We start from the raw sequence: 21,519 nt of genomic DNA on the forward strand, positions 1-21,519 counted from the left end.
GGGGGTGGGGGCCCGGGGGCGCGGTCTTTCCACACCCCCCCCCCCCCCCCCCGGCCCCCCCCCCCCCCCCAGCCCACACCGCAACCACCCAGAAACCCGAACTCAGGTAGCGCTGATCGTCCCGGTCATCAGCAGGGCCAGGACGAGGGTCCCGACCGCCACCCGGTAGAGCACGAAGATGTACAGGGTGTGGTGGGCGACATAGCGCAGCAGCCAGGCGATGGCCGCGTACCCGACCGCGAACGCGATGACGGTGGCGACGACCATCTGCGCGACGCTCGGCACCGAGGTGCCCGGAGCGGCCGGTTCGAAGACGTCACCCAGGCTGAAGATGCCGGACATCACCACGGCGGGGATGGCCAGCAGGAAGGAGTAGCGGGCGGCCGTCTCCCGGGTCAGGTTGAGAAACAGGCCGAAGGTCAGCGTCGCCCCGGAGCGGGACACCCCGGGGATGAGGGCCAGCGCCTGGGCGAACCCCATGACCACGCCGTCGCGCATCCGGAAGTCCTTCAGGGTCCGGGTCTGCCGGCCCCAGTACTCGGCGAAGGCCAGGATGAAGGCGAAGACGATCAGGGTGGTGGCGACCACCCACAGGTTGCGGGCGGTCTCCCGGATCTGGTCCTTGAACAGGAAGCCGAGCGCCCCGATCGGGATCGAGCCGACGATCACGTACCAGCCCATGCGGTAGTCGAGGCTGGAGCGGACCGAGGAGTCCCAGATCCCCACCGTCCAGGTCCGGCCGATTCGCCAGATGTCCTTGGCGAAGTAGAGCAGGACGGCCGCCTCGGTGCCCAACTGGGTGACTGCGGTGAAGGAGGCCCCGGCGTCCTGGTCGAAGAAGATCGCCGAGGTGATCCGCAGGTGGCCTGACGAGCTGACCGGCAGGAACTCGGTCAGTCCCTGGACGATGCCCAGGACGATGGCTTCTACCCAGGTCACTCCCCGACTCCTGAGAGTTCCAGGGCCTCGGCGACGGTACGCAGGGTCTGCACTCCGCTGTCCCGGTCGGCCGCGAAGAGGGTCACCGAGAGGGTGGTCACCCCGGCCTCGGCGTACTGGCGCATCCGGTCGGCGATGCGCTCCTTGGGGCCGAGCAGGGAGGTGCGGTCGATGAACTCCAGCGGCACCGCGGCGGCGGCGTCACGCTGCCGCTTGGCCAGGTAGAGGTCCTGCACCTCGCGGGCGGCGTCGCCGTACCCCATCCGGGTGGCCAGCTGGTTGTAGAAGTTCTGCTGCCGGCTGCCCATGCCGCCGACGTACAGGGCGGTGTACCAGCGGACCAGTTCGGCGCAGGAGTCGACGTCGTCGCCGACCACGACCGGCACGGAGGGCACCACGTCGAACCCGGCGAGTTCCTTGCCGGCCCGGGCCCGACCGGCGGCGACCGAGGCCAGTTGCTCCTGGGCGAATTCCGGGGCGTAGAAGATGGCCAACCAGCCGTCGGCGATCTCACCGGCCAGTTCCAGGTTCTTCGGGCCGACCGCGGCCAGGTAGATCGGGATGTGCTCGCGCGGCGGGTGGAAGCCCAGCCGCAGCGCCTTGCCGGGGCCGTCGGGCAGCGGCAGGGTGTAGAACTGGCCGTCGTAGGCGACCTCCTTGCGGGCCACCGCCAGCTTGACGATGTCGACGTACTCCCGGGTCCGGGCCAGGGGCTTGGCGAAGCGTACGCCGTGCCAGCCCTCGGAGACCTGCGGGCCGGAGACCCCCAGGCCTAGCCGGAACCGGCCGCCGGAGAGCGAGTCGATGGTGGCGGCCGTCATCGCGGTCATCGCCGGGGTCCGGGCGGGGATCTGCATCACGGCGCTGCCGATGTCGATCCGCTCGGTCTGCCCGGCCATCCAGGCGAGCATGCTGGGCGAGTCGGAGCCGTACGCCTCGGCCGCCCACACCACCGAGTAACCGAGCCGGTCCGCCTCCTGAGCCAGGGCCAGATGATCAGCCGGTGTGCTCCACGCTGTCTGGTATCCGAGGCTTAGCCCGAGTCGCACAGAGTCCTCCCCTATCCGCAGTCGCATCAGGTTACGCAATCGCGGCGCTGGGGACGATCACCGGCTCACCCCGAATCGCCAGCAGACTCGACAGGAGCGAGGATATCCGTCTGGCCCGGTTCGAAATAAGGTTCAACCATGCAGCAGCGACCGCTCGGCCGAAGCGGGCTGGCGGTTTCCCGGCTCGCGCTCGGCACCATGACCTGGGGTCGGGACACCGACGCCGACGACGCGGCCGCCCAACTGAAGAGTTACCTCGACGCAGGTGGAAACCTGGTCGACACCGCCGACGTGTACGGCGACGGTGACGCCGAGTCGGTGATCGGCTCGCTACTGGGCAGTCTGGTGCCGCGCGAGGAGTTGCTGATCGCCACCAAGGCCGGTCTGCGGCCCGGCGGCAGCCGACGTCGGGACGGTTCCCGGGGGCACCTGCTGCGCACCCTGGACGCCTCGCTGCGCCGGCTGGGCACCGATCATGTCGACCTGTTCCAGGTGCACGGCTACGACCCGCAGACCCCCCTGGAGGAGACCCTGGCCGCGCTGGACCACGCGGTGGCCAGTGGCCGGGTCCGCTACGTCGGGGTGTCGAACTTCTCCGGTTGGCAGACCGCCCGGGCGGCGGCCTGGCAGGCGGCCTGGCCGGGGCGGGCCCCGGTGGTGGCCGCCCAGGTGGAGTACTCCCTGCTGGAGCGGGGGGTGGAACGGGAGGTGCTGCCGGCCTGCGACGCCCTGGGGTTGGGGGTGCTGCCCTGGTCCCCGCTGGGTCGCGGGGTGCTGACCGGTAAGTACCGGCACGGCCGACCGGCGGACTCCCGGGCGGTGTCGCCGCATTTCGAACGGTTCGTCGCCACCTATCTGGAGCCGCGCTGTTCCAGCATCGTGGAGGCGGTGGCGACCGCCGCCACCGGCCTCGGGGTGTCCCCCCTGGAGGTGGCGCTGGCCTGGATCCGGGACCGGCCCGGGGTGACCGCCCCGATCCTCGGCGCCCGTACCTGCGGGCAGTTGCTCGGCGCCCTTCAGGTGGAGCGGATGACCCTGCCCGAGGAGATCACCACGGCGTTGGACGACGTCTCCGCGCTGGAGGTCGGCTACCCCGAACGGGACGGCTGATCCGATACCTTTCGCGCCAGGTCAGCGGCAGGGTGGCGGCGGAGGGGTCGGGCTGGGCAGCATAGGGTCCATGGACTACGAATACGCGCCGCTGCGGCTGCCGCCGAATGTCGACCGGTTGACCGCTGCGGCGCAGTTGGCCATCCAGGCGGAGTTCTCCGGCTGGGAACTGGCCCGGGTGCGGCTGTACCGGGACGGCACCCGGCAGGTGGTGCTGCGTCGCCGCCGGGTCAACCAGCCGCAGCCGGGACTGTCGTACTGAGGGTGGTCGCCGATCCGCCGGTGGGTCATCCCCGGTGGCGGATCAGGGGCGCCACGGCCAGCAGGGCCAGGGCCGCCCAGGCCGGCACCCACAGCGGTCGATGCTGGGCCAGGGTGCCGATCCCGCCACCGCAGGCGTAACCGGCGAGGGTCAGCAGGCCGAGCAGGAAGCCTTTTCTGGCTCTGCCGCGACCCTGGGGTGGGCCGAGCAGCCAGCCGACGATCCGTTCACCGGTCTTCGCCACCGTGCCCGACTGGTAGGTGATGGTGGTGGCTGTCCCGGCAGTGCGGACGAACAGGGTGGCCAGGGCACCCATCGCGAACCCGCCGACGGCGGCCAGCAGGGCCCGAAGCCGGGGGCTGTCCCGGCCGTACTCGAACAGCACGTTGAGGGCCCCCCAGAGCGCTACCGCGGCCACCGCGAGGGCCAGGCCCCGAGAGACCGAGGTCCACCGACTCGGCACGGCACGCAGCCGGGTGGTCAGACCCGTCCCGACCACGAACGCCACCATCGAGGCCGCCGCCGTGGGCCAGGCAGGATGCCCACCGGCCGGTCCGATCCCCAGGAACAGGACATTGCTGGACTGGTTGCCCACGAAGGCCCCGTACCGCAGGAAGGCGAAGGCGTCCAGGGCCCCGGCGACCACCGTGCTCACCCCCAGGACGAGGATCGGATGGCGGAACTCGCGGTAGACGTCCGCCGGATCGGCCCCGATCCGATTCCCCCCGACGGGCGGTTCGGCACTCGACATCGGTTCTCCACACCTGGCGGTCTGTTCGGGCGGTCCGGCAAGTCATGCGTCGTTGCGACCGGTGCCGATGATTTCGCAACTTACCGAACCCGGGTCACCGAAAGGGCGGATACCACCGGATGACCCGGTATTCGAATTCGCCCGCCGACAGCAATGGATCGGAGTTTTCCTCGCGGTTTCCCCTCCGAATGTCCCGCTGGCCTGGTTAGCCTCCCCATAACGGCTCACCGACGGCCAGACAGGCACCGGAGAACCGAATTCGGGGAGGCATTGACGGTGATTCCGATGCCCGAGGCATCCGTACAGCGTCCCAAGATGTCCACCGGCGGGTCACCGGCGACCAGCGATATTCAGCGGTTCCTGGTACGGATGGTCGCCCTCGCGGACCCGCCCTGCGAACTCTGGTTCCTGGAACGGTTGCTGGCCCGCGCGGGTGTCGGCACCCGGCTGGCGCTGGAGACGGCCGTGGAGGAGCTGATCGCCCGGGGGACCCTCGTCGACGGCCCGACCGGGTTGCGGCTGGCGTCGCCGCGACTGCGCGAGGGGGTGCTGGCGGAGCTGCCGCTGTCGATGCAGCGGGGACTGCACGAGAGCGCCGCCGAGGTGCTGGCCGAGGCGGGCCGCCCGGCCCCGGCCGCCCGCCGGTTGCTCCAGGCCATGCCGACCGTGGAACAGGGTGCTCGGGCCTTGGCCGCCCGGCTGGCTACCGACCCGGCGGTCAGCCCCACCCTCTCGGCGGACCTGCTGCTGGCCTGCGGGGCACCCGGCGCGCCCGATCACCAACTGGACTGGCTGGTCGCCACGGCCGACCACCTCTTCCTCGCCGGACGGCTGCCCGAGGCCATGCTCCTGCTGCGCACCGAACTCGCCGTAGCCCGCTGCGCCGCACACCAGCGGGCCCTCCTGCTGGGTCGGCTGGGTGCCTACCACGCCACCCAGCGCCCCTCACTGTCGATGCGCTACCTGGAGCGGGCCCTGGAGGAGCACCTGGGCGGCCCCGAACGGAGCTGGACCCTGGCCATGCGGGCCTCGGTGGCCGCCCGCTTCGGCTACCCGGACAGCGGTGACCTGCTGGCCGAGGCGCAGCGCGCGCACCGCACCGCCCCGGCCCCCGAGGGTGGGATCCGGCTGGCCCTGGCCCAGGCGGCCCAGGCCACGGTCGGCGCCGACCTGCCCGGGGCCGCCCGGATCCTGCACGAGGTGGACACCAGCGCACCGGGGGCCCGCAGCCAGGTGGTCTTCCTGCGGGTGGACCGGATCGCCAACCAGCTCTCCCTCGGCCAGTTCACGGACGCGCGAAGCGCCCTGGAGGCGGTCACCGAGGAGATCGACACCCTCGGCGGGGTGGCCCGACCCCTGGTCACCGCCCTGGACTGTGTCGCCCGCCTGGCGGTGGGCGAGTTCGCCGAGGCCTCGGCGCGGGCCCGGCTGGCCCTGGAGGATCCGGCCGCCGAGGCGCTGCCCGACGAGGCCCGGGCCACCCTGCTCGGCACCGTGGTGGAGGAGCTGCTGCGGCGCGACGAGGTCTCCATGGCCCGGGCCCTGCTGGCACCGGAGAAACCCGCCCTGGACTGGCCGGACGGCCTGCAATGGTTTCGCCTGGGGGCTGCCGCGGCCGCCGATCCCGAACCCGAACGGCACGCACCCCTGCTGCGGGCGATGCTGCGGATGTCGCACCGGGCGGCGGCTCCCCTGCTGCTGGTGCCCCACCACGGTCCGCGACTGGTCCGCGCCGCCCTGCTGCTCGACGACCACCGGCACGCCCAGATCCTCGCCGACCACCTCAAGCGGGTAGCCGGCACGGTGAACAACCGGCTGTGGCAGGGCATCGCCCACCAGGCCGACGGGATCATCAGCGGCGACCCGGCGGCCCTGTCCACCGCGGTGGCCCGGCTGCGGACCACCGCGGCCCGTCCGGCGCTGGCCGACGCGATGTTCGACCTGGGGCGCTCGCCGCACCTACCTCGGCGGGAAGCGGTCGAGGTACTCGACGAGTGTGCCGCCCTGTACGCGCGCCTCGGCGCCACCGGGGACCACGATCGGGCCCGGCAGTTCCGCCGCCACCTCGCCGCCGGCACCCGCGACCGGCACCCGCTCCGGCCGGACGGAATCGAGGCCCTCACCCCCGCGGAGGCCCGGGTGGCCGAACTGCTCGCCGGAGGCGCCACGAAACAGCAGGCCGCCGCCGAGCTGTTCGTCTCCTTCCACACCGTGGACACCCAACTGCGGGCGATCTACGCCAAGCTCGGCATCCGCACCCGGGTGCAGCTGGCCCGCCTCTGGGACGCCCACCGACCCTCCTGAACAGGCCCCGGCGCCACGACCCGCTGGCAGGTCGTGGCGTCCGTAGCCGCTGCTCAGTGCCGCTGCACGGCGTTCTTCACCTTGGGCAGCACCTCGATGACCTGCCGCTGCATGTTCAGGGTGTCCGCGACGACCTGTGGCGGCACGTTGGCCAGCCACTGGGCCAGCGACATGTCCTCGAACTTCGCGGTCCGGAACAGTTCCAGGTACACGAACGGCTCGTCGCCGAGGTTCTCCACGTAGTGGCCCAGGGAGATCGGCACGTAGCCGACGTCACCGCGTTGCAGGTTGAAGGTCCGGGCGGTGGAGCCACCGCTGAACACCCCCATCCGGCCCTGGCCGGAGATGACGTACTGCATCTCGGCGCCGTTGGGGTGCCAGTGCAGCTCCCGCATAGCCCCCGGTTCCAACTCCACCATGGCCACCGTGGTGGTGGTCGCGGCGGCGAAGTTGGTCGAGTCGGCGATGCGTACGCTGCCCCCCTCGAACCGCTCCGGGGTCTGCGACAGGAAGGCGTGCTTGAAGGTACGCGGCACGTCGCCGGTGGGGCTGAAGACCCGCTGTTCGGCCAGCGGCGGCGGCACCTGCCCGTGGAACATGTACTTCTCGCGTTCCGGCAGGTTGCGCATCTGTTCCTCGGTCCAGCCGAAGTTCTTCGCGATCACCGACCTGGGCACGTGGGCGAGGAAGTCGGTCAACTGGAAGGTGGCGTCCTCGGAGTAGCACCCGTCGTCGAAGACCAGGAGGAACTCCATGCCCTCCTCGAAGGCCTGGATGTAGTGCGGGATGCCCGCCGGGAAGTACCAGAGGTCGCCCGCCTTGACGTCTTCCAGGAAGTTGCGTCCCTCCTGGTCCACCGCCCCGATCCGGCCGCTGCCCTTGAGGATGATCGACCACTCGGACTGGATGTGCCAGTGCAGTTCCCGGTACGCCCCCGGGTCCAGCTTCATGTCGATGATCGCCAGGTCGTGCGCGATCGGCAGGAGCCGGTCGGTGATCTCCCGGGTCCAGCCGCCGCTCTCCCTGCGGGTGTGGGCCAGCGAGAAGGGGAACACCATGTTGGGCAGCAGGCCGTCGTCGGTCGAGGGCGGAGTGACCAGGTCGGGGTGGGTGTCGTCGATCGCCGGGTTACGCGGCAGGGTGCCCACCAGCGAACCGCCGCCGTTGGATCCCATGCCGAACTCATCGGACTTGCGCATCGCGAACAACCTCTCGTTGAGGGGCCGCCATGGTGGCGTCCCGGGACGGAAGAAAGAGCGCGCGGACACGTCCAGTGCCCTGGAGCGCGACTGCGAGCGGGATCGCGGCACACAGGAACACGAGTGCCGTGATGCTCCAGATCGGCGCGTCGATGGCGACTCCGGCGGCGGCCAGAGCGGCGAACGAGTAGAGCTTGACGCGCAATCCGGCCATGGAGACCAGATCCATGACGGACCTCCTCAGGAGTCGCGGGAAAAGCGCCCGGCAAGAAGTGGCCGTCCATGGTTCGACGGCACGGCTGGGCGCCTACCTGTGATCCTGGCCCGCAATTGGCGTACGCGGAATCACGCGATCGCGCCATTCGGTGGAATCCGTTCCAGCGACGAAGGACGGAAAGCGCCGGCGTTTACCGGATCAGGCGTCCGGGTAGGGTGCGCAATGTCCAATCGTCAAGGCAGAACCGGACCAGCAGGGCGAGGGTCCCCACAACAGTGGAACACGACCCAACTCGACTTTCGGTATCCGTTGTTCGCCCTGATGTTGGGAACCGGATTGGCGGGAGTCGTCGACGCTTTCTCGTTCCTGCGGTACAAGGTGTTCGTCGGAATCCAGACCGGAAACGTAGCCTTCATCGGTATGGGCCTGGCCGGGCATCTCCCGGCGTGGCCGTCCGCCCTGGCGTCGATCATCGCGTTCGGTCTGGGCGGTCTGCTCGGCGCCGGGCTGCGCCGGTTCCCCACTGCGGGTCCGTTGCGACCCCCCGGGTGGGAACTACTCGCGATGCTGGCCCTGCTGGTGCTGTGGGGGCTGGTGGACAAGTCCCTCGACTCGGGTCGGGACTCGTTGACCGAGCGGACCGTGCTGACCGCCCTGTGCGCCTTCCCGGTCGGCATCCTCGGCGGGCTGGTCTCCCGTACCTTCGGGGTGCAGACCGCGACCTCCTTCCAGACCGGCACGGTGCTGCGGACCACCCGAGGGCTGGCCGACTGGGTCTTCGAGCGCGGGGACACCAGCGGCGCCCGACGGATCGCCGGGCTGGGTCTGCTCTGCCTGGCCAGCTACGCGATCGGCGGATATGTCGGGGCGGCCAGTGAGCAACGGCCGATGGTCACCTACGTGATCACCTGGGCGCTGATCGTGGTGATGCTGCTGCTGGCCCTGTCGAAGCGACCCCGGCACACCCCGTGACCCGGGGTCGATCCGCCCCCCGGGCCGCCACCGTCGGATGACGGCAGCGGCCCGGCGGTCATGGAATCAGTGCGCGTGCTCGGCCTCGTCGTCGAGGAAGGGGTGCTCGTCGAGCCGCCCGACCAGCCGGTCACCGGTGGCCGGCTGGAAGGGGCCGACCGCATCGTCGTCGTCGAAGGACTCCAGGTCGACCGGGGTGCCGACCTCGCTGACCATGACGACCCCGTCGAGCGGCTCCAACTCGGGCACGTCCAGCGCGGACAGTGAACCGTCGCCGCTCTGCAGCAGCTCCAGCACGGCCTCGCCGACCCCCTCCACCGGGGGCACCTCCTCCTCGGCCGGGATGCCCTCCCGCCGGGCCGCCTCGGCGATCCGGATCAGCGCGGAGACGCTCGGCACCCGGTAGTCGCGCCGCTGGCGTACCGAGATCACCTGGGGGTGGGGGTCGGTCGCCTCCACCCCGTCGGCCGCGCCGAGGCGCTGGTCGACCTCGTCGGGGTCGATCGACTCGACATCCCACGGGGTGACCTCACCGAAGGCGTCCATGAGCTGCTCGTCGTAGGCGAAGGACGCGTTGTTCAGCGCGACGTACGCCCGCCAGACGTCGTCGTCGTCGATCCGGCCCTGCGCGGCGCGGACGGCGGCCAGGTGGTGGCGGGCCGCTTCGATCACGCGCTCGAGAGCGGCATCCAGCTCACCGTGCTGGTCGGTCATAGGAGGCGTCCCTTTCAGGAAGTTTCGTCAGCTGCCGGGCCCGAACCGGGCACGGCATCAGCAGGTACGCAGGAACCGGTCGAGAACCCGCACGCCGAACTGTAGTCCGTCCACCGGAACCCGCTCGTCGATGCCATGGAACAACGCCGAGAAGTTCAGATCGGCCGGCAGCCGCAGCGGTGCGAAACCGAAGCAGCGGATGCCCAGGTGGGAGAAGGCCTTGGCGTCCGTACCCCCGGAGAGCATGTACGGCACCGGGTGGGCCCCCGGGTCCTCGGCCCGCAGCGCGGCGGACATGGCCTCGACCAGGTCACCGTCGAAGGTGGTCTCCAGGGCGGGCTGGCGCTGGATGTACTCGATCGCGATGTCCGGGCCGATCAGCTCCCGTAGCTGCTGCTCCAGCAGCTCGGACTGGCCGGGCAGGCTGCGGCAGTCGATGGTGGCGCTGGCGCTGCCGGGGATGACGTTCTCCTTGTACCCGGCGGCCAGCCGGGTGGGGTTGGCCGTGTTGCGGATGGTGGCCCCGATGATGTTGGCGATCGGGCCGAGCTTGGCGATCGCCGTCTCCGGGTCCTCCGGGTCCAGCTCGATGTCGAGCAGCTCGGAGACCTCCTCCAGGAAGGCCCGGACGGTGTCGGTGACGACCACCGGGAAGCGGTGCCGCCCGATCCGGGCCACCGCCTCGGCCAGGGCGGTGACCGCGTTGTCGTCGTGCACCATCGAACCGTGCCCGGGGCGGCCCTTGGTGTGCAGGCGCAACCAGTCGATGCCCTTCTCCGCGGTCTCGATCAGGTAGAGCCGCCGGTTCTCGTCCAAGCTGTACGAGAATCCGCCGACCTCGCCGACGGCCTCGGTGCACCCGTCGAACAGCTCCCGGTGCCGGGTGGTCAGAAAGTGCGCGCCGTAGTCGCTGCCGGCCTCCTCGTCGGCGGTGTACGCCAGCACGATGTCGCGCGGCGGCCGGACCCCGGTGCGCTGCCAGTGGCGTACCACCGCCAGGACCATCGCGTCGAAGTCCTTCATGTCGATGGCCCCCCGACCCCACAGGTAGCCGTCGCGCAGCTCACCGGAGAAGGGGTGCACGGACCACTCGTGCGGGTCGGCCGGTACGACGTCCAGGTGGCCGTGCACCAGCAGGGCTCCCCGGCTCGGGTCGGTGCCGGGGATCCGGGCGATCACGTTGGCCCGGCCCGGGGCGGACTCGTGCAGCACCGGGTCGATGCCGACCTCGGCCAGCTTCTCCGCTACGTACTCGGCGGCGAGGCGCTCCCCGACGCTGGTGGCGTTGTCGCCCGTGTTCGTGGTGTCGATGCGCAGCAGATCCCGGCAGAGGTCGACGACCTCGTCGGTCGGCGCGGGAAGGGCGGGGCGGGCGTCACTCGTCATCGCCTCTTCATACCAGCCCGCAGGTCAGGCGCGTGCGGCAGCGGTACAGCCGACGCCGTGGTGAGACGGTTTCGACACCGACCGGTGCGGGTACTGCCCCGCGCCGAGGTTGCCATATCATCGGCCCTCCACCGCCCCGCCGAGGAGGGACCGTGTCCGTCCATTTGCCGCCGCTACCGCCCACCCCCGGCGACGGCTACCAGCCCCCGGGGCGCAGCATCGCCGACACCATCGCCGAGGAGCACCGGCAGTTGCTGGCGCTCGCCCGGCGGCTGGTCGAGCCGGGCCCGGACCCCGCGCACGGCCGGGAGATCCTGGTCGCCGCCCTGTCCCGGCACCTGTCGGCGGAGGAGCAGTACCTGCTGCCGGCCGTCCGCCAGGCCCTCGAGGACGCCGACGAGCCGGTGGCCGAGGTGCTGGCCGGCGACGCCGCGCTGCTCATGGCGTTGCGGGGGCTGACCGAGGACCGGCTGGCGATGGTCGCCCAACTGGTCGAGACCCACGTGTCGGCGGTCGACCCGCTGGTGCAGCGGCTGTGTCAGGCCGCCACCGAGGAGGAACTGGTCCGGCTCGGCAACCGGCTGGAGATCGCCGAGGAGGCCGCACCCACCCGCCCGCATCCGGGGGTGCCGCACACCCCGCCGTGGAACCGGATCGTCGAGCCCGCGGTGGCCCTGGTCGACAAGTTCCGGGACGCGGTGACCGGCCGACACACACAGCTCAGCGAGTTGGAGGAGCGGCCCGGGCGCTGAGTGAGCATGTTCATGGCCGTTGATACCTCCAGGCACTACCGCCAACTGCTCCGTGGCCCTACCGTCACGCTATGAACCTGGAGTTGCGCCACCTGCGGGTGGTCTGCGCCATCGCGGAGACCGGGAGCGTGACCAAGGCGGCTTCGACGCTGGGCTTAGCTCAGCCGGCACTCACCGCCCAGCTCCAGCGCATCGAGCGGACCCTGGGCGGGCCGCTGTTCGAACGGGATCGTCGGGGGGCCCGGCCCACCGCCCTCGGCGAGTTGGTGTTGGCCCGGGCCCGGGTGCTGCTGCCCGCGATGAAGGGCCTTCAGGACGAGGCGGCCCGGTTGGCCGGCGCGGGGGACGCCCCACGCCGTTACCGGTTCGGCGGGGTGAACAGCCCGATCCTGGGTCGGCTGGTGCACCGGCTCGCCGCCGAGCAGCCACAGGCCCAGATCACCACGTACGCCTCCTGGTCAGTGGACGAGTTGGCGCAGCTGGTCGCCGGTGGGCGGTTGGACTTCGCCCTGACCGGGGTGTGCGGCGACTCCACCCCCTCGGCGGACTACGGGCTCAGCTGGCGGGAGGTGGCCGTAGACCCGATCATGGTGCTGCTGCCGGAGACCCATCCGCTGGCCCGGCGCGACGAGGTGGCGCTGGCCGACCTGCGCCACGAGCAGTGGGTGGCCGCCCCGGGGGACGGCTGTTTCGGCGACTGCTTCGCCGCCGCCTGCGCCCGGGCCGGGTTCACCCCCCGCAAGGTGTACGAGACCGACGTGCGCGGCTGCATAGATCTGGTGGACGCCGGTGAGGCGGTGGCCCTGTGTCAGGCCACCTTCCGGCCGGTGGCCGGGCTGGTGACCCGGCGGTTGACCGGTAGCCCCCTGCGGTGGCGGCTGATGCTGGGCTGGCATCCGGAGTCACCGGCCGCCCGGATGGCCGATCTGGTGTTGGAGACGGCGCTGACCTCGTACACCGACTCCCTGGCCCCACACCCGGCGTACCTGGCCTGGTTGTTGCGCAACCCGGCGTTCGGGTTGCGGGCGACGGCGCCGGTGGTGGTGGACCCCGGGGTGCGAACGGCCTGAGGGCGGGTAAAGGGCGGCCATGACCGACCTCTACCCCGCCGCCGACGACCGCGAGGTCCTCCGCGAGGCGGCCGCGCGACACACCACCGCCGTCCGGGAGGTGGAAGCCTTCCTCCGTCGGCTGCCGGAGGTTCCGGACCCGGCCGACCTGACCGAGTACGCCGACCTGCTCACCCGGGAGGAGCAGACCCGCGCCGACCGGACGGCCGCCGCGGAGGCGACCGGTCTGACCATCGCCAGTCTGGGCACGGAGTAGCGTCGGCGCCGCCGTCGGGGGTCCCGACGGCGGCGCTGGCGAGTGGCCCTACCGCTTCACCACCAGGACGTCGTGTCCGAGGTCGAGCAGGGAGTGCCGCCACTGGTCGTCGGCGTTGCCCCGGCTGGGCCGGGCCGCGGTCAGTTCCCGGATGCGCTCCACGGCCTCCCGCATCACCTCGATGTCCTCCGGGGTCAGGTCGACCTTGCGCTTGCGCAGTACGGCGAGGATCTGCCGCCCCGGTTCGGGCAGGTCCAGATCCGGGCCGGGGCCGAACGCCTCCTCACCGGAACCACGGGTCAGCAGCCACTGCCGTAGCTGTTCGGACGGCACGTTGACCTCGGCGTGGAAGTCGTCCCAGAGCACTTCCACCTCGGGTTCGAGTCGCTGTTCGCGTACCATCAGCCCTCCTCTGCCGGCGGCGACCCGGGTGATTCCGGGTCCCCCTCGTCGATCGGCCCACCCGGTCCCTCCGCCGGCACCTGCACCCGGGCGGGGTTGGCCGTCGGCGGGGCGACGATCGGGTCGGCCCGGTCCTCGTCGCGGTTCTCCTCCGGTTCGGTCATCTGTACCCTCCCGGTCCGGGGACATTCCGATCAGCGGGGATGGGTGGTGGAGGCGGCCGTGTAGCCGCGCTCCCCGGCCGCCACCTCGAAGTCGAGGTGGCCCTCGCGGGCGTCCACGATCACCCGCTGCCCCGGGGACACCTGCTGCTCCAGCAGCATCCGGGACAACTGGTTGTCCACCTCCCGCTGGATGACCCGGCGCAGCGGTCGGGCCCCGAACTCCGGCTGGTAGCCGTGCTCGGCCAGCCAGTCGACCCCGGCGGTGGTGAAGTCCACCTCGATGTCCTGGGCGTGCAGCCGACGGCGGGTCTCCTCCAGCATCAGGCCGGTGATCTGCCGCAACTGCTCGGCCTCCAACCGACGGAAGATGATCACCTCGTCGATGCGGTTGAGGAACTCCGGGCGGAAGTTCTCCTTGAGGCGGCGCATCAGCCGCTCCCGCAGTTCGTCGTTCTCCTGGCTCTCGCCGGGGGCACCGGCACCGAAGCCGACCGACCGCTGAGTGCCGGTGATCAACTCGGAGCCCAGATTGCTGGTCATGATCAGGACGGTGTTCTTGAAGTTGACCGTCCGGCCCTGACTGTCGGTCAGCCGACCGTCGTCGAGCACCTGCAACAGGATGTTGAAGACGTCCGGGTGCGCCTTCTCGATCTCGTCCAGCAGCACGACCGCGTACGGTCGGCGGCGTACCGCCTCGGTGAGCTGGCCCGCCTCCTCGTACCCGACGTAGCCGGGTGGGGCGCCGACCAGCCGACTGACCGTGTGGCGTTCCTGGAACTCGCTCATGTCCACCCGGACCATCCGGTCCGCCTCGCCGAACAACGCCTCCGCCAGGGCCCGGGCCAGCTCGGTCTTGCCCACCCCGGTGGGGCCCAGGAACAGGAAGCTGCCCATCGGGCGGTTCGGGTCCGCCAACCCGGTACGCGACCTGCGTACCGCCTCGGCCACCGCGTTGACCGCGTCGTCCTGGCCGATGACCCGCTGGTGCAGGTGCCCCTCCAGGCGCAGCAGCCGGTCGCGTTCCTCCTCGGTGAGCTGGCTGACCGGGATGCCGGTGGCCCGGGAGACCACCTCGGCGATCTCCTCCGACCCCACCTCGGGTACCTGGTTGGCGCCGCCGTCCTCGCCACGGGCCCGGCCTACCTGCTCCTCCAGTTCGGCCACCCGGTCCCGCAGGGCGGAGGCGCGTTCGTACTGCTCGTCGGCGACCGCCTGCTCCTTGTCCCGGCGTACCTCCTCGAGTTGCTGCTCCAGGTCGCGCACGTCGGCGGCCGGGGTCCGGGTGCGCAGCCGGACCCGGGCCCCGGCCTGGTCGATCAGGTCGATGGCCTTGTCCGGCAGGTAGCGGTCGGTGATGTAGCGGTCGGACAGTTCGGCGGCGGCGACCAGGGCCTCGTCGGTGAACCGCACCTGATGGTGGGCCTCGTAGCGGTCCCGCAGGCCGCGCAGGATGGCCACGGTGTCCTCGACGCTGGGCTCGGGCACGAACACCGGCTGGAAACGGCGGGCCAGGGCGGCGTCCTTCTCGATGCTGCGGCGGTGTTCGTCCAGGGTGGTGGCGCCGATCACCCGCAGCTCGCCGCGGGCCAGGGCCGGTTTCAGCATGTTCGAGGCGTCCATGCCGCCCTCGCTGCCGGCGCCGCCCGCACCGACCAGGGTGTGGATCTCGTCCAGGAAGATGATCAGCTCCTCCCGGTGGGCCCGGATCTCGTCGATCACCTTCTTCAGCCGTTCCTCGAAGTCGCCCCGGTAGCGGGTACCGGCCACCAGACCGGCCAGGTCCAGTTGGATCACCCGCTTGCCGAGCAGGGTCTGCGGCACGTCACCGTCACAGATCCGCTCGGCCAGGCCCTCCACGATCGCGGTCTTGCCGACCCCGGCCTCGCCGATGAGCACGGGGTTGTTCTTGGTCCGCCGGGACAGGATCTCCACCGCCTGCTCGATCTCGGCGGTCCGTCCGATGACCGGGTCGATCTGGTCGTTGCGCGCCAGCTCGGTGAGGTCCTGGCCGTACTGGTCCAGGGTGGGGGTGCCGCGATCCGGGCGGGGGTTGGCCATCGGCCCCCGCTCGGCGTTGGCGGCCTGCAAGGACTCCGGCTGGATCCGCCCGGCGGCGAGCATCCGACCGGCCGGCGACTCCGGGTTCAGCGGCAGGGCCATCAGGATGTGCTCGGGACCGATGTAGTTGGCGCCCATCGCCCGGGACAGCTGATGGGCGTCCAGCAGGGCCCGCTTGGCCGCCGGGGTCAAGGACAGGTTGTGTGGCACCTCGCCCCGGGGAGCACCGTCGCCCCGCCCACCCAACGCGTTGATCAGGGTGTCCGGATCGGCCCCGGCGCGACGCACCAGATCCTGGAGGGGTTCCCGTTGCAGGGCGGCCCAGAGCAGGTGGTCGGTGTCCAGGTCGTTGCTCTTGCGCTGCGCCGCCCGCCGGGCCGCGTCGGCGAGCATCTCCCGGGCGTCCGCGGTCATCAGTCGGGTGATGTCGACCCGGTGGGCGGACCGACGCCCACCCTCACCCCGACCGAAGTACCGGGCCAGGAACTCGTCCCACGGGTCCGAACCGAAGTCGCCGGGTCCAATCATGTCTTCCTCCGCGGTCGGGCGCGAGACGGGTCGGCACGGGCTACCCGGCCCCCGGCCGGACAAACGCCACCCCGGCTGCTTGATCGACTCGGTTTCGGCGCGATGGCGGTGTCCGCGGCAGCAGGAGGCCGCCGTTTCGCCGAAACGGCGGGAGCGGGGACGGCGGGTGAGCGACCCAGGCCGCCCGGCGCGGCGGTCACGCCGCGCCCTGGGCCGGGTGGCATGGTGGGCCGATGAACGCGACTCCGCTGCTCATCGTGGACGCCGCCAACGTGGTCGGATCCCGGCCGGACGGCTGGTGGTGGGACCGGGCCGGGGCGACCGCCCGCCTGCGGGACACCCTGGTGCCGCTGAGTGGGCAGGGGGTGCCGCCGGATCTGCCCCCGCCGGTGGAGGTGGTGCTGGTGGTCGAGGGTGCGGCCCGCAAGGTGCCCGGGGTCGAGGGGGTGCGGGTGGTCTCCGCCACCGGTTCCGGGGACGACGCCGTGGTCGAGCTGGTCGCCGACGCGAGCGACCGGCGACGCCTGGTGGTCACCGCCGACCGGGCGTTGCGGGATCGGGTCACCGTGCTCGGCGCCGAGGTGTACGGCCCCCGATGGCTGCGCCCCTGATCCCGCCCGTACGCCGCTGCGACCAGGCATTGATCACGTTTGGTGATCTCACGACCCCGGGTCTCACGAATCGGACTCACGTCCCCTGCGGTCGACAACCGGTCAGCAAGGCAGCAACACTGACAGGGCGGATGTCCGTTCCGTAACCGGCATAGGCTCTAATGGAGTCCTCCCCGCCCCCAGGAGGTTCCCGCGTGGCGAGCGTCGCCGAGCTCAAGGCAGCCATCGAGATAGCGCTCCAACAGATCGGTGACGGCCAGAGCGCCGTCCAGGCCGCCGGCGAGAAACTGGCCGAGGCGCAGCAGACCCTCGCCGGTGCCCTGGAGGGCAGCGGACACACCACCGTCGAGGCGGCGCAGGCGTCGCTGACCCAGGCCAGTCAGGAGCTTGAGGAGTGCCTCGCCGCGACGCTCGTCGCGGTCGAGCAGGCCCAGCAGTACGTCGCGACACTCTAGGGGCCGGGCGTGTCCATCGTCGAGGATGTCGGCGCACAGGTCCGGGCCTCCGCCGAGGAACTGCCGTTGGGCCTGCTGGCGCAGGCCCTGGAGAAGTTCGGGCTGGCCACCGAGCGGCTGCGCTGGGTACGGCAGGAGTCGGCCAGCCCGATGGGGGTGCCGGAGCTGTCCGCTGCGGTCGAGCACGCCGAGACCGCCGGATACGCGCTGCGGGTGGCCCAGGAGCAGCTGACCGAATACCTGGCCGCGATCGGGCTGGCCCCCGACGGGGCGGCACCACCGCCGGTCGCACCCCAGCGTCGGCCTGCCCACGACGCTCCCCCGGCCAGCGAAATGGTCGCCGAGGAGGCCCCGGAAGCGGCCGGTGAGGTGCGGCTGCGCCGCTGGTGGGCGGTGCGGGTGGCGGAGTTGACCGGCGGCGGCGAGGGGTCGGGCGAGCGGCCCGACGAACGGGTCACCGACTCCCGGGAACTGCTGCGCCGGGTGGTGCACGGCGTACGCGCCGGTGACCGGGACCGGCTGCACCGGGAGTTGCGGGGGGCCCACGCCGACGTCGGCCTGGGGCTGGCCGCGGTGGCACCCCCGTTGCTGCGTGATCTGGCCGGGCAACTGCTCGGCCACCCGCCCCGGGGCGACGATCTGCCCCGGCTGCACCGCGAGTTGGACGGCCGGGTGCGGGACCTGCTGCCCGGTCTGCCCGCCCCGGTGCTGGACACCATGCTGACCCGGGTCTGCCGGATGCCACCGCCGCGACGCGGTGAGGGCGAGCAGCCACACGCGGCCGATCCGGCGGTCACCGCCGGCGTACTCGCCGGGGTCCTGCTCGACCGGCTCGGCCGCGACCTGCCGGAGAGCGCCGGCACCCCGGGGGAGCCGACCGGAGCCGCCGAGGCCCGCCCGCCCCGGCGCGAGCCACCGTCGGCCGGCCCACCGAGACGGCCCACCACCGAGCAGGGGACGAACGGCCGGCCCGGGAACGGGATCGATGGCTGATCGGCGCAACCAGCTCGTCGTCCGGGTCCGGGAGATGCTCGCCGACGCCCTCGGCTCCGCCCGGAACAGGTCGGAGGCCGCACAGACCGCCCTGGCCACCGCCCGGGACCGGGCGGTACGGGTGCGGCGGGCCGCCCTCGGCGTACCCGAGCGGGTGGGTGCCGAACGCGACAAGCGCCTGGCCGAGATCGACGCCCAGCACACCGCGCGGCTGGCGGCCCTGGCCCGGCAGGCGGCAGAGGCCGCGGCCCGGGAGGCGCCCGGGGCGGGCTCGGTGCCGTGGGAACGATGGCGGCCCACCCCGGCCGATCGCGCCGAACCCCCGGGCGCAACCCGCATCGGTACGGTGCAACTGCCCGATGTCGACCCGGTGCCGGCGCTGGTGGCCCTGCTCGACGCCGGCCATGTGGCACTCGACGGAGACCCCGAGGGCTGCGCCGCCGTGGTCTCCGCCCTGCTGCTGCGCAGCCTGGGCCGGGCCGTGCCGGGAGGGGTGCGGGTGGTCGGCTACGACCCCGATCACCTGGGCGGCGGACTGGCCGGATTCGCCCCCCTGGGCACCGCCGGGCTGCTCACCTTCGTCGGGCCGGGTGGGCTGGGTCGGCTGCTGGACGACCTGGTGGAGCAGATCCGCCGGATCAACGAGACCGTGCTCGCCGGTGAACACGCCACCCTGCGCGAGTTGGCCGCCACCACCGGCCGCCGACCCGAGCCCTGGCGGGTGGCGGTGCTGCTCGGCGGGGAGGAGTTGTCCCGCCACGAACGCGGCCAACTCGACCGGGTGGTCCGGGCCGGCGCGGCCTGCGGGGTCCACCTGATCGTGCAGGGTGTGCCGCTGCCGGCGGAACCGACCGTCACCCGGATACGGGTCACCGGGGCCCAGGCCCGGGTCGACACCCTGCCGGTGCACCTGGACCCGCCCCCGCCGGCCGCCCTGGTCACCGAGACCTGCCGCCAGATCGCCTCGGTGGTCAACGCCGGTCCCGCCCCCACCCCCTTCACCGATCTGCTGCCCGCCCCGGAGCAGATGTGGCGGGAGGACTCGGCGACCGGGCTGACCGCCCCGATCGGCGAGGGGCCGCACGGCCGCCCGGTGCTGGTCACCCTCGGCGACTATCCGCCGCACGCGCTGATCGGCGGGCCCTCCGGCACCGGCAAGACCAACCTGATCTTCGCCTGGATCGGCGCCCTGGCCGCCCGCTACTCCCCCGCCGAGCTGGAGTTCTACCTGCTCGACTTCAAGGAGGGGGTGTCCTTCGCCCGGTTCGCCCAGGGGCGGCGGGACCCCAGTTGGCTGCCGCACATGCGACTGGTCGGCATCAATGTCAACACCGACCGGGAGTTCGGTCTGGCGCTGCTGCGCTTCCTCGCCGAGGAGCTGCGCCGCCGGGCCGACGCGGCGAAGAAACACGAGGTCACCAAGCTGGCCGAGCTGCGGGCGGTGGACCCCACCGGGCACTGGCCCCGGATCGTGGCCGTGGTGGACGAGTTCCAGATGCTGCTGGCCGGACGGGATGCGGTGGCCCGGGAGGCCGCCGACCTGCTGGAGGACCTGGCCCGGCGGGGCCGCTCCCAGGGCATCCACCTGGTGCTGGCCTCCCAGGACGTACGCGGCATCGAGGCGTTGTGGGGGCGTCCGGCGCTGGTGGCCCAGTTCACCCTGCGTATCGCCCTGCCCAAGGCCCTGCGGATCCTGGCCGAACGCAACGACGCCGCCCAGTCGCTACCGAAGTTCCACGCGGTGGTCAACGCCGAGTCGGGCCTGCCCGAAGGCAACGAGGTGGCCCGGATCCCCTCGGCCAGTGACTGGGAGACCTGGAGCGAGCTTCAGCACCGGCTGTGGCGGATGCGTCCGGCCGAGGCGGCACCGGCGCGGCTGTTCGACGGCGATGCGATCCCCCGGTTGGCGGACGCGCCGGACTTCCGGGCGTTGACCGCCCCGGAGATCGGCACCCCCCGCGGCCCGGTGGCCCTGCTCGGCGAGATCATCGACGTACAGGCCCGGTCGGCCGCCCTGCGGCTACCGCGCGCTCCGGGGCGGAACCTGGCCGTGCTCGGTACCCGGGTCGACGAGGCCTGCGCGGTGCTGGACGCCGCCGCCCGCTCCCTGGCCCGCCAGCACCGTCCGGGTACGGCCCGGTTCTCCATCGCCTGCCTGGACCCGGACGCCGACCCGGCGGCCCGGGCCCTGTACGAGGAACTGGCCGACGACGCCGCCTGGTACGACGAGGAGAGCGTGGCCGAACTGCTGGCCGAGACCGCCGAGGGGCTGGGTGCCCCCGGGGTCAGCCAGGCCCCCCACTATCTGCTGCTGTTCGCCGTCGACGCGGCGGCCGGGGCCCTGGCCACCCGGATCGGGAAGGCCACCGGGGGCGCCCACCTGCGCCGGATCCTGCACGACGGCCCGGAACGGCGCACCCATGTGCTGGCCTGGTGGCGGGGGATCGCCCGGATGCGTGCCGACCTGGGCGGACCGAGCGCCCGTACTGACCAGATCGGGGCCTGGGTGGCGCTGGACACCCACGGCGGGGAGTTGGGTTCCCTCTACCCCGGCACCGGGCCGGACTGGTATCCCCGGCCGTGGCGGGGCCTGTTCTTCGACCGGGCGGTGCACCGCACCGGGCAGACCATCATCCCCTACGGACCAGCCCGATGAACGAACCGGTGACCAGCCAGACCTACGCGGCGGCGCTGCGGCGTCTGGCCGAACTGACCGCCCGGGTGCGGGAGCAACAGGCCGAGGCGCACAGCTGGTACGAGCAGCAGTGCGCGGCGGCCGACCGGGCGGTGGCCGAGTCCGCCGAGGAGGTCAACCGGGCCGAGCGGGAACTGGTAGCCGCCCGGGAGACCCAGGAACGGGTCGACGCCGAGGTCTCGGTGCTGTGGCAGGAACTCAATGCCCGGCTGGGCGGCGGCGGACGCCGCGCCGGCGCGCCACCGACACCGAGAGCCGACGCCACCGGCGACCCCCTGCCGCTGTTGGAGGGGGTACGCGACCTGCTGCGGCGCACCCGCCAGCGGGGCGAACTGTCCAGCAAGGTCAACCCGCTGATGCTGCTGTGCGGCGTGGGCGGTGCCGTGCTGGCGTACGCCCTGGGGGTCGGGGCCCGGGCCCTGGGTGCCCGCAGCGAGGGTGAACTGGCCGTCGGCCTACCCGTGCTGGCTCTGGTGATCACCCTCCTCGGCCCGGTGCTGGGCCTGCTCCCGGCCCGCCTGATCGCCGACCGCCAACACGCCGTCCTGACCCCCCGCCCCGTCCTCCTGGTGGTGTCCGCCGGCCTCACCACCACCCTCCTCCTCCTAACCACCCTCTAATCCCACCCCTCC

General features: G+C 72.2%; 22 protein-coding genes. 12 read left to right on the forward strand and 10 right to left on the reverse strand.

Features of this window, described 5'->3' with window-relative positions:
• Positions 1-102: 102 nt before the first annotated feature.
• Complete coding sequence (locus ACGFIK_RS04580) at positions 103-939, reverse strand: undecaprenyl-diphosphate phosphatase (RefSeq protein ID WP_327025531.1); 837 nt, start codon at positions 937-939, stop codon at positions 103-105.
• The gene (locus ACGFIK_RS04585; RefSeq protein WP_327025530.1) at positions 936-1,988 is read right to left on the reverse strand and encodes an LLM class F420-dependent oxidoreductase; all 1,053 of its coding nucleotides are present in this window, start codon (positions 1,986-1,988) and stop codon (positions 936-938) included. The genes ACGFIK_RS04580 and ACGFIK_RS04585 overlap by 4 nt, the downstream gene beginning before the upstream one ends.
• Before the next feature lie 138 nt (positions 1,989-2,126).
• Between ACGFIK_RS04585 and ACGFIK_RS04590 the strand changes: the two genes are divergently transcribed.
• A complete protein-coding gene (locus tag ACGFIK_RS04590) occupies positions 2,127-3,098 on the forward strand; it encodes an aldo/keto reductase (RefSeq protein WP_327025529.1) in 972 nt (323 codons plus the stop codon).
• Between the two features lie 70 nt (positions 3,099-3,168).
• A complete protein-coding gene (locus tag ACGFIK_RS04595) occupies positions 3,169-3,360 on the forward strand; it encodes a DUF5703 family protein (protein ID WP_013734349.1) in 192 nt (63 codons plus the stop codon).
• 25 nt (positions 3,361-3,385) lie between these two features.
• On the opposite strand, the gene ACGFIK_RS04600 is transcribed toward ACGFIK_RS04595, so the two are convergent.
• A complete protein-coding gene (locus tag ACGFIK_RS04600) occupies positions 3,386-4,111 on the reverse strand; it encodes a YoaK family protein (protein WP_327025528.1) in 726 nt (241 codons plus the stop codon).
• A gap of 285 nt (positions 4,112-4,396) precedes the next feature.
• On the opposite strand from ACGFIK_RS04600, the gene ACGFIK_RS04605 reads away from it, so the two are divergent.
• Entirely contained in the window at positions 4,397-6,415 is a 2,019-nt protein-coding gene (locus ACGFIK_RS04605; RefSeq protein WP_327025527.1) for a helix-turn-helix transcriptional regulator, read from the forward strand.
• A gap of 53 nt (positions 6,416-6,468) precedes the next feature.
• Here the strand turns inward: ACGFIK_RS04605 and ACGFIK_RS04610 are convergent, their stop codons facing one another.
• Positions 6,469-7,614: a cupin domain-containing protein gene (locus ACGFIK_RS04610; RefSeq protein ID WP_327025526.1), complete on the reverse strand. Its 1,146-nt coding sequence runs from the start codon at positions 7,612-7,614 to the stop codon at positions 6,469-6,471.
• Positions 7,598-7,843, reverse strand: coding sequence for a hypothetical protein (locus ACGFIK_RS04615; protein ID WP_327025525.1), 246 nt, complete (start codon positions 7,841-7,843; stop codon positions 7,598-7,600). The genes ACGFIK_RS04610 and ACGFIK_RS04615 overlap by 17 nt, the downstream gene beginning before the upstream one ends.
• 309 nt (positions 7,844-8,152) lie before the next feature.
• On the opposite strand from ACGFIK_RS04615, the gene ACGFIK_RS04620 reads away from it, so the two are divergent.
• Positions 8,153-8,803 carry a YoaK family protein gene (locus ACGFIK_RS04620; RefSeq protein ID WP_327025524.1) on the forward strand — a complete coding sequence of 217 codons (651 nt, stop codon included), beginning with the start codon at positions 8,153-8,155 and terminating at the stop codon, positions 8,801-8,803.
• Between the two features lie 66 nt (positions 8,804-8,869).
• Here the strand turns inward: ACGFIK_RS04620 and ACGFIK_RS04625 are convergent, their stop codons facing one another.
• Positions 8,870-9,517, reverse strand: a complete 648-nt coding sequence (locus ACGFIK_RS04625; RefSeq protein ID WP_327025523.1) for a hypothetical protein — start codon at positions 9,515-9,517, stop codon at positions 8,870-8,872.
• Positions 9,518-9,574: 57 nt separating this feature from the next.
• Positions 9,575-10,903, reverse strand: a complete 1,329-nt coding sequence (locus ACGFIK_RS04630; protein WP_327025522.1) for a M20/M25/M40 family metallo-hydrolase — start codon at positions 10,901-10,903, stop codon at positions 9,575-9,577.
• A 152-nt stretch (positions 10,904-11,055) separates the two neighbouring features.
• On the opposite strand from ACGFIK_RS04630, the gene ACGFIK_RS04635 reads away from it, so the two are divergent.
• The 3 genes from ACGFIK_RS04635 to ACGFIK_RS04645 all read left to right on the forward strand — a co-directional run bounded on the left by ACGFIK_RS04635 (position 11,056) and on the right by ACGFIK_RS04645 (position 12,981).
• The gene (locus ACGFIK_RS04635) at positions 11,056-11,655 is read left to right on the forward strand and encodes a hemerythrin domain-containing protein (RefSeq protein ID WP_327025521.1); all 600 of its coding nucleotides are present in this window, start codon (positions 11,056-11,058) and stop codon (positions 11,653-11,655) included.
• 71 nt (positions 11,656-11,726) lie between these two features.
• The gene (locus ACGFIK_RS04640) at positions 11,727-12,725 is read left to right on the forward strand and encodes a LysR family transcriptional regulator (RefSeq protein ID WP_327025520.1); all 999 of its coding nucleotides are present in this window, start codon (positions 11,727-11,729) and stop codon (positions 12,723-12,725) included.
• 19 nt (positions 12,726-12,744) lie between these two features.
• Positions 12,745-12,981, forward strand: coding sequence for a hypothetical protein (locus ACGFIK_RS04645; RefSeq protein ID WP_327025519.1), 237 nt, complete (start codon positions 12,745-12,747; stop codon positions 12,979-12,981).
• 48 nt (positions 12,982-13,029) lie between these two features.
• Here the strand turns inward: ACGFIK_RS04645 and ACGFIK_RS04650 are convergent, their stop codons facing one another.
• Genes ACGFIK_RS04650 through ACGFIK_RS04660 form a run of 3 tightly spaced genes read right to left on the reverse strand, consistent with a single transcriptional unit; the run spans position 13,030 to position 16,133 of the window.
• Complete coding sequence (locus tag ACGFIK_RS04650) at positions 13,030-13,383, reverse strand: DUF3140 domain-containing protein (protein WP_327025518.1); 354 nt, start codon at positions 13,381-13,383, stop codon at positions 13,030-13,032.
• Positions 13,383-13,547 carry a hypothetical protein gene (locus tag ACGFIK_RS04655; RefSeq protein ID WP_327025517.1) on the reverse strand — a complete coding sequence of 55 codons (165 nt, stop codon included), beginning with the start codon at positions 13,545-13,547 and terminating at the stop codon, positions 13,383-13,385. Before ACGFIK_RS04655 ends, ACGFIK_RS04650 begins: the two co-directional genes overlap by 1 nt.
• A 30-nt stretch (positions 13,548-13,577) precedes the next feature.
• A complete protein-coding gene (locus tag ACGFIK_RS04660; protein WP_327025516.1) occupies positions 13,578-16,133 on the reverse strand; it encodes an ATP-dependent Clp protease ATP-binding subunit in 2,556 nt (851 codons plus the stop codon).
• A 233-nt stretch (positions 16,134-16,366) separates the two neighbouring features.
• Here ACGFIK_RS04660 and ACGFIK_RS04665 point away from each other — a divergent pair, with 233 nt between their 5' ends.
• From ACGFIK_RS04665 to ACGFIK_RS04685, 5 genes are all read left to right on the forward strand, one after another.
• On the forward strand, positions 16,367-16,744 hold the full coding sequence (locus ACGFIK_RS04665; RefSeq protein WP_327025515.1) for a hypothetical protein: 378 nt from the start codon (positions 16,367-16,369) through the stop codon (positions 16,742-16,744).
• A 194-nt stretch (positions 16,745-16,938) separates the two neighbouring features.
• Positions 16,939-17,199, forward strand: a complete 261-nt coding sequence (locus ACGFIK_RS04670) for a hypothetical protein (protein WP_327025514.1) — start codon at positions 16,939-16,941, stop codon at positions 17,197-17,199.
• 9 nt (positions 17,200-17,208) lie between these two features.
• Positions 17,209-18,192 (forward strand): hypothetical protein, encoded by a 984-nt coding sequence (locus ACGFIK_RS04675; protein WP_327025513.1) that lies wholly within the window; start codon positions 17,209-17,211, stop codon positions 18,190-18,192.
• On the forward strand, positions 18,185-20,848 hold the full coding sequence (locus ACGFIK_RS04680) for an FtsK/SpoIIIE domain-containing protein (RefSeq protein WP_327025512.1): 2,664 nt from the start codon (positions 18,185-18,187) through the stop codon (positions 20,846-20,848). Before ACGFIK_RS04675 ends, ACGFIK_RS04680 begins: the two co-directional genes overlap by 8 nt.
• Positions 20,845-21,507, forward strand: coding sequence for a hypothetical protein (locus tag ACGFIK_RS04685; RefSeq protein ID WP_327025511.1), 663 nt, complete (start codon positions 20,845-20,847; stop codon positions 21,505-21,507). The genes ACGFIK_RS04680 and ACGFIK_RS04685 overlap by 4 nt, the downstream gene beginning before the upstream one ends.
• Positions 21,508-21,519 lie beyond the last annotated feature (12 nt).

Source organism: Micromonospora sp. NPDC048871 (assembly GCF_043198155.1).
In the GTDB taxonomy this organism is placed as follows: domain Bacteria; phylum Actinomycetota; class Actinomycetes; order Mycobacteriales; family Micromonosporaceae; genus Micromonospora.

What these genes read in the sequence shown, in the direction of transcription:
- ACGFIK_RS04620 (WP_327025524.1), top strand. Translation starts at nt 8,153, where the DNA reads ATGTTGGGAACCGGATTGGCGGGAGTCGTCGACGCTTTCTCGTTCCTG.
- ACGFIK_RS04625 (WP_327025523.1), bottom strand. Translation starts at nt 9,517, where the DNA reads ATGACCGACCAGCACGGTGAGCTGGATGCCGCTCTCGAGCGCGTGATC.
- ACGFIK_RS04610 (WP_327025526.1), bottom strand. Translation starts at nt 7,614, where the DNA reads ATGCGCAAGTCCGATGAGTTCGGCATGGGATCCAACGGCGGCGGTTCG.
- ACGFIK_RS04630 (WP_327025522.1), bottom strand. Translation starts at nt 10,903, where the DNA reads ATGACGAGTGACGCCCGCCCCGCCCTTCCCGCGCCGACCGACGAGGTC.
- ACGFIK_RS04640 (WP_327025520.1), top strand. Translation starts at nt 11,727, where the DNA reads ATGAACCTGGAGTTGCGCCACCTGCGGGTGGTCTGCGCCATCGCGGAG.
- ACGFIK_RS04615 (WP_327025525.1), bottom strand. Translation starts at nt 7,843, where the DNA reads ATGGATCTGGTCTCCATGGCCGGATTGCGCGTCAAGCTCTACTCGTTC.
- ACGFIK_RS04680 (WP_327025512.1), top strand. Translation starts at nt 18,185, where the DNA reads ATGGCTGATCGGCGCAACCAGCTCGTCGTCCGGGTCCGGGAGATGCTC.
- ACGFIK_RS04590 (WP_327025529.1), top strand. Translation starts at nt 2,127, where the DNA reads ATGCAGCAGCGACCGCTCGGCCGAAGCGGGCTGGCGGTTTCCCGGCTC.
- ACGFIK_RS04665 (WP_327025515.1), top strand. Translation starts at nt 16,367, where the DNA reads ATGAACGCGACTCCGCTGCTCATCGTGGACGCCGCCAACGTGGTCGGA.
- ACGFIK_RS04645 (WP_327025519.1), top strand. Translation starts at nt 12,745, where the DNA reads ATGACCGACCTCTACCCCGCCGCCGACGACCGCGAGGTCCTCCGCGAG.
- ACGFIK_RS04595 (WP_013734349.1), top strand. Translation starts at nt 3,169, where the DNA reads ATGGACTACGAATACGCGCCGCTGCGGCTGCCGCCGAATGTCGACCGG.
- ACGFIK_RS04660 (WP_327025516.1), bottom strand. Translation starts at nt 16,133, where the DNA reads ATGATTGGACCCGGCGACTTCGGTTCGGACCCGTGGGACGAGTTCCTG.
- ACGFIK_RS04600 (WP_327025528.1), bottom strand. Translation starts at nt 4,111, where the DNA reads ATGTCGAGTGCCGAACCGCCCGTCGGGGGGAATCGGATCGGGGCCGAT.
- ACGFIK_RS04655 (WP_327025517.1), bottom strand. Translation starts at nt 13,547, where the DNA reads ATGACCGAACCGGAGGAGAACCGCGACGAGGACCGGGCCGACCCGATC.
- ACGFIK_RS04685 (WP_327025511.1), top strand. Translation starts at nt 20,845, where the DNA reads ATGAACGAACCGGTGACCAGCCAGACCTACGCGGCGGCGCTGCGGCGT.
- ACGFIK_RS04650 (WP_327025518.1), bottom strand. Translation starts at nt 13,383, where the DNA reads ATGGTACGCGAACAGCGACTCGAACCCGAGGTGGAAGTGCTCTGGGAC.
- ACGFIK_RS04605 (WP_327025527.1), top strand. Translation starts at nt 4,397, where the DNA reads ATGCCCGAGGCATCCGTACAGCGTCCCAAGATGTCCACCGGCGGGTCA.